Origin of the sequence: Herbaspirillum sp. B65 (assembly GCF_000333555.1) — a bacterium.
In the GTDB taxonomy this organism is placed as follows: domain Bacteria; phylum Pseudomonadota; class Gammaproteobacteria; order Burkholderiales; family Burkholderiaceae_D; genus Herbaspirillum; species Herbaspirillum rubrisubalbicans.
The window spans coordinates 1-8,763 of the sequence record NZ_BADI01000625.1 but is presented as its reverse complement, the minus strand read 5'-3'; the positions used below and the strand labels follow the sequence as shown (position 1 = coordinate 8,763).

At 57.8% G+C, this 8,763-nt stretch carries 8 protein-coding genes and 3 pseudogenes; 9 read left to right on the top strand and 2 right to left on the bottom strand.

Annotated elements, in window-relative coordinates:
- The 7 genes and pseudogenes from I5W_RS32855 to arsH form a co-directional block, all read left to right on the top strand.
- Window positions 1-192 (top strand): annotated as a pseudogene (locus tag I5W_RS32855) (hypothetical protein); the annotation flags it as partial.
- A 73-nt stretch (window positions 193-265) separates the two neighbouring features.
- Complete coding sequence (locus I5W_RS14785) at window positions 266-604, top strand: ArsR/SmtB family transcription factor (protein ID WP_044529793.1); 339 nt, start codon at window positions 266-268, stop codon at window positions 602-604.
- 64 nt (window positions 605-668) lie between these two features.
- Entirely contained in the window at window positions 669-1,121 is a 453-nt protein-coding gene (gene arsN2 / locus I5W_RS14780) for an arsenic resistance N-acetyltransferase ArsN2 (protein ID WP_044529792.1), read from the top strand.
- A gap of 189 nt (window positions 1,122-1,310) precedes the next feature.
- Window positions 1,311-2,594 (top strand): arsenic transporter, encoded by a 1,284-nt coding sequence (locus tag I5W_RS14775; RefSeq protein WP_044529791.1) that lies wholly within the window; start codon window positions 1,311-1,313, stop codon window positions 2,592-2,594.
- A 1-nt stretch (window position 2,595) separates the two neighbouring features.
- Window positions 2,596-3,798 (top strand): MFS transporter, encoded by a 1,203-nt coding sequence (locus I5W_RS14770; protein ID WP_044529790.1) that lies wholly within the window; start codon window positions 2,596-2,598, stop codon window positions 3,796-3,798.
- Between the two features lie 9 nt (window positions 3,799-3,807).
- Entirely contained in the window at window positions 3,808-4,236 is a 429-nt protein-coding gene (gene arsC / locus I5W_RS14765; RefSeq protein WP_044529789.1) for an arsenate reductase (glutaredoxin), read from the top strand.
- Window positions 4,217-4,939 carry an arsenical resistance protein ArsH gene (arsH, locus tag I5W_RS14760; protein WP_044529795.1) on the top strand — a complete coding sequence of 241 codons (723 nt, stop codon included), beginning with the start codon at window positions 4,217-4,219 and terminating at the stop codon, window positions 4,937-4,939. The genes arsC and arsH overlap by 20 nt, the downstream gene beginning before the upstream one ends.
- A 351-nt stretch (window positions 4,940-5,290) precedes the next feature.
- Here arsH and I5W_RS14755 read toward each other — a convergent pair whose 3' ends face one another.
- Window positions 5,291-6,343, bottom strand: a complete 1,053-nt coding sequence (locus tag I5W_RS14755; protein WP_044529788.1) for a phage portal protein — start codon at window positions 6,341-6,343, stop codon at window positions 5,291-5,293.
- Window positions 6,343-7,077, bottom strand: a pseudogene (locus I5W_RS14750) (phage terminase large subunit family protein); the annotation flags it as partial. The gene I5W_RS14755 and the pseudogene I5W_RS14750, both read right to left, overlap by 1 nt.
- Between I5W_RS14750 and I5W_RS34240 the strand changes: the two are divergent.
- Window positions 6,995-7,207 carry an ESPR-type extended signal peptide-containing protein gene (locus I5W_RS34240; RefSeq protein ID WP_083893541.1) on the top strand — a complete coding sequence of 71 codons (213 nt, stop codon included), beginning with the start codon at window positions 6,995-6,997 and terminating at the stop codon, window positions 7,205-7,207. The pseudogene I5W_RS14750 and the gene I5W_RS34240 overlap by 83 nt on opposite strands.
- 221 nt (window positions 7,208-7,428) lie before the next feature.
- Window positions 7,429-8,712: pseudogene (locus tag I5W_RS14745) on the top strand (ShlB/FhaC/HecB family hemolysin secretion/activation protein); the annotation flags it as partial.
- Between the last annotated feature and the right edge of the window lie 51 nt (window positions 8,713-8,763).

Below are 8,763 nucleotides of genomic sequence, written 5' to 3'. Positions count from 1 at the left end.
TGGACTTGCCGATCCAGAGGGGCGGACGCGCCTCTCCGGTGGCCAGCGCCAACTGTGGCCTTCACCCGACTGCTGTTGTGCCGTCCCGACATCTTCCTGCTCGACGAGCCCACCGCTTCCATGGATGAAGACCTGGAACGTCACTGCCTGAACGTACTGAATGAAGAAAAATATTTTGGCGGGCGAAGATGATCTCCCTAGAGTATCGGCTTGACGAAGCTCAACCAGCCTTGACGGGCATAATCATTTCCACTATTCTGGAAATATGGAAGAATTAGAAATCGTCAAGGCACTTAGCGCCATAGCCCATGAGTCGCGGCTTGCTGTGTTCCGCCTCCTTGTTCAAGCTGGCCCCAAGGGAATGCCGGCGGGCAAGGTAGCAGAACTGACCGGCTTGCCGCTATCGACCCTGTCTTTCCATTTGAAGGAATTGGTCAGTGCAAACATGGTGAATTCCAAGCAAGAAGGCCGCTTCGTCATTTATTCGGCACGGTACGAAACCATGAATACCGTATTAGCCTATCTCACCGAGAACTGTTGTGGCGGCAATCGCTGCATACCGGCTCCCAGCGCCGTATGCTGTCCACAAGGAGAACCCTCATGAAGCACCGTGAATTGCTCGTCACCTCCCTGGCGCAGGGTAAGTCGATTTTGGGGCACTTCTGATCATGTGGCCATTTCGTGACGCAAAGCCATCCGATTTGCCGGTTGTGCTGGAGCTGCTCCAAACCAATAGCTTGCCGTATCAGGACATAACGGCGCGCCATCTTGCAAACTTTCTTGTGGTAGACAACGGCGAAACCATCGCCGGTTTCGTCGGACTGGAACGGTACGGCAATGACGCTCTACTGCGATCGCTGGCCGTGAAAGAGCAAAGTCGATACTCCGGTCTGGGCACGAAACTGGTGCGGACCATCGAAGCGCGCGCTGCCCAATCTGGCGTCTCCGCTCTGTATCTGCTTACGACGACCGCTAACGAATTCTTTTTGCATCGCGGCTATAAACCGATTGCTCGCTCGGAAGTACCTGCAGCGCTCCTCCAAAGCCCTGAATTTTCCAGTCTGTGCCCATTGGAAGCCGTCTGTTTGCGCAAATCTTTGCTATCTGAACATCGTGACTGAAGAGACTTACGACGTCCGCTTGCTTCGCCTAGCCAACTCCGCCATTTCGATCCAGGCCGAAGCGCATTCGCCGCGACGACTAGCAAATGCCGCGTCAAAAGCTTTAGCGCTGGCAGCAAGCCAAGCTCTAAAGTGTCCCCTCGCAGTCATCCTCTCCTCTGATTCCTCTTCTTTGACCAAGGAAAGAAAGTGCTGGCAGCTTTTGTCATCTTCCTGCTCACCCTGATTTTTGTAATTTGGCAGCCCAAGGGGCTTGGCATTGGCTGGAGTGCGTGCGCAGGTGCCGCAGTGGCTCTTGCTACCGGTGTCATTCATCTGGCTGACATCCCGATTGTCTGGCACATCGTCTGGAATGCCACCGGCACCTTCATCGCCATCATTATCATCAGCCTGCTACTAGACAAGGCCGGTTTCTTCGAGTGGGCCGCCTTGCATGTGGCCCGCTGGGGCGGAGGCTATGGTCGCATTCTGTTCGTATTGCTGGTCCTGTTGGGCGCAGCCGTATCCGCCCTGTTCGCAAACGATGGTGCCGCACTAATCCTGACACCGATTGTCATCGCCATGCTGCTGGCACTGCGATTCTCGTCCCAGGCAACGCTGGCCTTTGTCATGGCGGCCGGGTTCATCGCCGACACAGCCAGCCTGCCGCTGGCGGTGTCCAACCTAGTCAATATCGTCTCGGCGGACTACTTCAAGATTGGCTTTGCGGAATATGCCTCGGTCATGATCCCGGTCGATATCGTGTCCGTCGTGGCGACACTTATCGTGCTTTTCCTCTATTTCCGTCGCGATATCCCCGCAAACTATGACCTGATACAGCTTCCGCATCCCGTTGCGGCCATCCATGACCGAGCAACGTTCGTCGCCGGCTGGTGGGTGCTTGTGCTGCTGCTAGTGGGCTTCTTCGGGCTGGAAAGCCTCGGGGTGCCTATTAGCGCCGTGGCGGCGGTCGGTGCATTGATACTCCTGGCAGTTGCAGGCAAAGGCCATGTCATTTCCACGCGCGAGGTCATCAAGGGCGCTCCCTGGCAGGTCGTGTTCTTCTCGCTTGGGATGTACCTAGTGGTGTATGGACTGCGCAACGCGGGGCTGACGGACTACCTGACAAGCGTGCTGAACGGCTTTGCAGAGCACGGCGTCTGGGGCGCTGCCCTCGGTACCGGCTTCTTGACGGCTTTCCTGTCCTCGATCATGAACAACATGCCGACCGTGCTAGTAGGGGCGCTGTCGATCGACGCCACCACAGCCCACGGCGTGGTGAAGGAAGCAATGATCTACGCCAATGTCATTGGCAGCGACCTTGGCCCCAAGATCACCCCCATCGGTAGCCTGGCGACCTTGCTCTGGCTGCATGTTCTGGACAAGAAGAGCATCCACATCTCATGGGGCTATTACTTCCGAGTGGGCGCGATGCTGACGCTGCCCGTCCTGTTGGTGACGCTATCGGCCTTGGCGATGAGACTGGGGAGCTGAAGTGGATGCCCGCAAATCGACCTGGCTGATTCCCTCGCTTGGGCTGACCCAGATTGTCGGGTGGGGCTCGATGTTCTATGCCTACGGGATCTTGATGCAGCCGATGCAGACGGAGCTGCAGCTATCAAAGCCAGTCGTGGTCGGGGCTTATTCCCTTGCGCTGCTCATTTCGGGGCTGATGTCGACGCTGGCCGGCAGCATCATTGACCGCATTGGTGGCCGGCTGCTGATGGGCGCTGGAACCGTATTGGCCGCCTTGATGCTGACGGTTATATCCTTCGTTCATGATGCCTGGGGGCTTTATCTCATCTGGGCGGTAATCGGCCTGGCCATGAGCGCGACCCTTTACCAGCCGGCGTTCGCTGTGTTGACCCAAGTCTTCCAGGCTGATTTCCGCCGTGCCATCACGATGTTGACACTGTTCGGTGGTTTTGCCAGTACCGTCTCCTGGCCGCTGACCCAATGGTTGCTGGAGCAATACGGATGGCGGACGACGTGGCAGATTTACGCGGTGGCCAACCTGATGATCTGCCTGCCGGTTCATCATATGCTGCTTCCAGCAGCCAGGTCTATTCAGAAGATCAAGGCCGCCGCCAATAAGGATTGGGACCTGAAGGCTGTGCTACGGCAACCGAGTTTTTATGCAGTGACAGCGGCCGTGACCTTGAACGCCCTGGTGTTCTCGGCAATGTCGTTGCACTTGATGTCGATACTGCATGATCGCGGAATGACCCCGTACTATGCCGCCGCAATCGGAGCGATGATTGGCCCCATGCAGGTGTTGGGCCGAATTCTGGAGACCACGATCGGAAAGAGGGCCAGCACCAGGCAGACGGGCCGGGTTGCCATTTCTTTGCTGCCGGTTGCCTTGCTTCTGCTCTATGCCCCAGCTGAATGGCTGGTGCTATACGGGCTGTTTGCCATTTTGTACGGCATGGGTAACGGCGTCATGACCATCGTTCGCGGGACGCTTCCAGCTGAGTTGTATGGCCGTGAGGCCTATGGTGCCATCAGCGGCGCGATGGCAACGCCGGTCACGATCGCTTTCGCAGCCGGTCCGTTCGTCGCATCGCTCCTCTATAGCGTCGGGGGCGGCTATCCCGGTGCCATAGCTGCCCTGGTTGCCATAGCGGCGACGGGAGCAATTCTCTTCTTTTTCGCTACGGCGGCGATTCGCCCGCAATCAGAGCCGATTTCACAATAGAACCTCACCATGACGATCATCTATCACAACCCCGCATGTGGAACCTCCCGCAACACCTTGGCCATGATCCGCAATAGCGGCGAAGAGCCGACAGTGATTGAATACCTGCAGTATCCGCCCAGCCGCGAGCAGTTGGTCAAAATGATTCAGGATGCCGGCCTGACGGTTCGTGAGGCCATACGCCAGAAAGGCACGCCTTACACTGAGCTGGGCCTGGATGACGCCACTTTGAGCGATGACCAGCTATTGGACGCGATGCTGGCCAATCCCATCCTGATCAACAGGCCATTCGTTGTGACGACCAAGGGAAGCAGGCTGTGCCGCCCCTCCGAGCTGGTATTGGATATCCTCCCGAATCCGCAACAAGGCGCATTCACCAAGGAAGACGGCGAAGTCGTTATCAATGCGGAGGGCCAACGTGTCGCACCAAGTAACTGATCTGCCCAACGTCGATCCCGGCCACTTTAAGGTGCCGGCAATCGGCGACTTCTCGAACATCGGTACATCGACCCACCGGCCGCGCTTTCTCCTGCTGTACGGCTCTCTCCGAGACCGCTCCTATAGTCGATTACTGACCATGGAAGCGGCGCGCCTGCTGGAAGCGATGGGCGGCGAGGTCAAGATCTATGATCCACGCGGCTTGCCGTTGCCGGATAGTGCACCGGAGACACATCCGAAGGTCGTTGAACTACGTGAACTGGCTAACTGGTCCGAAGGTATGGTGTGGTGCTCGCCCGAGCGCCATGGTGCTATGACCGGCGTCATGAAGGCCCAAATTGATTGGATTCCGCTATCTCAGGGGGCCATTCGTCCATCACAAGGCAAGACATTGGCCGTGATGGAGGTATCGGGAGGTTCGCAGTCCTTCAACGCAGTGAATCAGATGCGTATTCTGGGACGCTGGATGCGTATGCTGACCATCCCAAACCAGTCGTCGGTGGCCAAGGCCTACCAAGAGTTTGACGAAGACGGCAGAATGAGACCGTCCGCGTACTATGAGCGCGTGGTCGATGTGATGGAAGAGTTGTTCAAGTTCACGCTACTTACCAGGGACATATCTACGTACCTTACTGATAGGTACAGCGAGCGCCGTGAGACCGCTGCCGATCTCTCCAAGCGCATGAATCAGAAAAACTTGTAGCTCAAACCTTCACCAATTACAGCGGGCCGGATGCAGTACGCATAATGCTGACTCGCTACCCGGCCGAACTATCGTACACACGGTCGGTGATAATGCAATGTGACGAAAGCTCATCAGATTGATTTTCATTTTGCCGAAATCACCTACCGGTACGCTGCCGAGCTGCCTGCTCGCGCTGATAGTCATCGCGACAGTCCACATTGCAAAACAGTAGCTCGACGGCTACTGGCTCGTCACAGAAATGACAGCGGCAGTCAGGCTGCAGCGCTGGCACACTTCGTGCGGCGGCCAGGCCGGCGGCGATGGTTCGATAGATTCTGCTGTCTGCGTTGTCAGCGTAATCGCTCATGGTTACTTGCCCTCATTGGTAGGAAGTTGATAGGGGCGGAAACTGAGCACTTCTTGCCCCGCCCACTCGTTCAAGGAAAGAAACTGCGCCTGTAGCGGCTCAATCTCGTTGCAACCGAAGACCGCAGCGGCCTTGGTCACATCGCCGAACCCGCCCGTGTTGTTGGGCATGGTGCCGAGCAACTGCGGCGGCACGCGGTGCGCGGCCAGCACGTCATCGCGCGTGCAATTCTTGATGTTGAAGAATTCATCCTTGGCCGCGATCTCGGAGACCGGCAAGATTTGCAGGCCATCTTTCTTGCCTCCCGGTGCATACACAAACAGGTTGCGGAAGTTGCCCGGTCCCTTGCTGTTGCGCATAGCCTCGCGCAGCTTGTCCACGTCATTGACGTTGCTGGCAGGGTCCGTCATGTAGAGGATGAAGTCCGCGTGCGAGCCATTGAGGTAGTAGCGGCGACGGAACAGCGTGGCCGATTCATTGAGCCAGGCCGATTGCAATGCGCTCACGTACTGCGGCACGCCATACACTTCCTGATTGATATCCGGCGCTTGCAGGTGCCAAATGGAATACGGCTCAAATTCGTAGTTGGCGCGCCAGCCATTGACGAAGAAATACCGCCCCGACTCCACGCCCACGCGCGTGTACTTGGCCAGCGCCGGCCTGAGACTCAACAGCTTGCCGGTCATGCTCTCGCGCCGCTCGGCATAGCAATTGCCGAACAGCAGGAAGTCCAGGGCCAGGCGCGTGGAGTCGGCGCGCGACAAGATGGCGGACGGCTGGAAGGTCGAGGCCAGGATGTTGACCTTGCACCAGATGGCGCTGGCGTGATGGACGCTGGCATTGAGCGACTTCGCCAGCCCGGCCATGCTCAAGGGCGGCTCGTACCAGTCGCCATTGCGATAGCACTCGGCATCGGCCAGCATGTCCCGACCTTCCAGAACCGGCGCCGGATCGCCGAACGTGAATGCCTCGACCGATGGCGTGGCCGGCGCCGGTACGGTGGCCGGTGGCGTGTTGGTGGATGCAGCCGCACGGCGGCGTGCTCTGTGTTTCATCAGAAGAACTCCATGGAAGAGGTGTTGTTAGCGGTGGTGCCTTCGAAGGGTTCGTAATCGAGGGCGTGCATGACCGACCAGGCCAAGTCAGCGTGACCGGTTTCTTCCGAGCGGCCGGCGTCATAGGTGACGGCGCGTCCGCTAGGCGTGAGGATCTTGCGAATGGCCATGAAGGACTGCGCGATATCAGTCCAGCCGGCATCGAATTGCAGGCGGCCACTGCGGATGATGTTTTGGGCCTTCAGCACCATCCGTGTTTTGACTTCCGGCGAATAGCTGATAGGCGTCACTGCGGGGAAGAATTGTTTGACCAGCGGGAAGACGCCCACGTCCATGCCGGTGGTATCGATGCCGATGTACTGGACGTTGTACCGGCCGCACATTTCCTTGATGAGCGCGGCCTGTTCCGAAAAATCCTTACCCCGCCACTGGTGGCGCTCCAGAATGCGGAAATTGCCGCCTGGGAGCAGTGGTGGTGCAATCACCGAGCAGCCGGCGCTGTCGCCCGTCAGCGAAGGGTCATAGCCGATCCACACGGGACGGTGGCCGAAGGGTCGCGCCGTAAAGGGCTTGTAGTCATCCCAGTCCACCCACGAATCGACCATGCCGCGCTGTAGATCAGCGAGCGGAAACACCGACGCAGAATCGTCGATGAAATTGCACATCAGCAGGTTATCGAACTGGTCCGGCGAGTATTCGAAGTCGCGCAGTTCGTCGATGTCGAACAGATCGCAGCAGAACATGAACCAGCTTTGCTATCGCATCATTTTCAACAAGACTCGTGGCCAGTTCATGGCTGTGGCCGAAAATAGTTTGGGTCTGATTTACGGCAATGCGAGAGCTCGCGCGGCTTATATCTGCTAAGAAGAACGAGTTCCTTTTTGCTGATTTCGCGACTATTGTTGATTTTTCATCGATGAAGATGAAATGCAACAACCTCTTCTATTCTTGTTTCGCGAGAGTGTAAATCTAGGTAAAATTGCCGTGCGGAATAATTTCAGTATAGAAATTTCACCTTCGCCAGGCAGCCGTGCCATCAAGGTGGCGCGCACCCGCATCTACCTCAACATAAGCCAAATACAATAATGACTCAGGGTTCTCAGGGAATCCTGCGGGGACGCTTGCGTCTCCGCAGGACAGGACGCGTTTTGCCGATCATCTCGGCACTGCTCTTTGCCGGTTTGGGGCCGTGCGCCTGGGCGCAGGCCGAGCGCTCGGCGCAAGAGTTCCAGCGCCAGCAGGAGCGCGAGCGCGCACTGCGCCAACAGCAAGAACGCAGCTCCGACGTGCGCCTGCCTGCGCAATTGGGTGCGCCCGCTGAGGTGGTACCGAACCAGGAGTCTCCCTGCTTTGCAGTACACCGGCTGGTGCTGGTCGGCGCAGGCAGCGCGGACTTCGACTGGCTGCTGCATACGCCAGGGGCGGATCCGGGCGGGCGTTGCTTGGGCGTGCAAGGAATAAATGCCCTAATGTCGCGCTTGCAGAACGCCCTCGTTGCACGGGGTTACGTCACAACTCGAATACTGGTTGCACCTCAGGATATCGCCAGCGGTGAATTACGCCTGACCGTTGTGCCTGGAAAGATTCGCACGATCCGCTTTGCAGACAACGCCAATCCACGTGGTACCCGCTGGAACGCGCTGCCGGCCTCGCCCGGCGATATTTTGAACCTGCGTGACATTGAACAAGGGCTGGAAAACTTCAAACGTGTGCCAACCGCTGACGCGGATATTCAAATCGTGCCCAGCGAGGGGAAGGATGTTGTTGTCGGTGACAGCGATCTGGTCATTAGCTATCGTCAGAGTATCCCCATTCGCCTGACGCTGGGGGTGGACGACAGCGGCACGAAGGCCACCGGTAAATACCAAGGTAGCGCCACGGTTTCGCTGGATAACTGGCTGGCGCTTAACGATCTCTTCTACATCAGCTTTAGCCACGACTTGGGCGGTGGCGATCAGGGTGTGCGTGGTAGCCAGAGCCAGGTGCTCCATTACTCACTGCCCATGGGTTACTGGGGCCTGGCCTTTACCAATAGCACCAGCCGCTACCACCAGGCCGTGGCGGGCATCAACCAGACCTATATCTACAGCGGCCGCAGCGAAAGCAACGAGCTCAAGCTTAGCCGGCTGGTCTACCGCGATGCGGTACGCAAGACCACGCTTTGGATCAAGGGTTTCCTGCGCGCCTCTAGCAACTATGTCGATGACGTCGAAGTGCAAGTGCAGCGTCGTCGTGTAGCCGGCTGGGAGATGGGGGTGGCCCATCGAGAATTCATCGGCGAAGCGACCCTCGATCTTGGCCTGGCTTACAAGCGTGGGACTGGCGCTTTCGACGCCCATCGCGCGCCCGAAGAAGCGTTCGGGGAAGGACATCGCGCTTGCGGCTCATAACGTCCGAATCTTCCTAAACCCCCCCTTTGC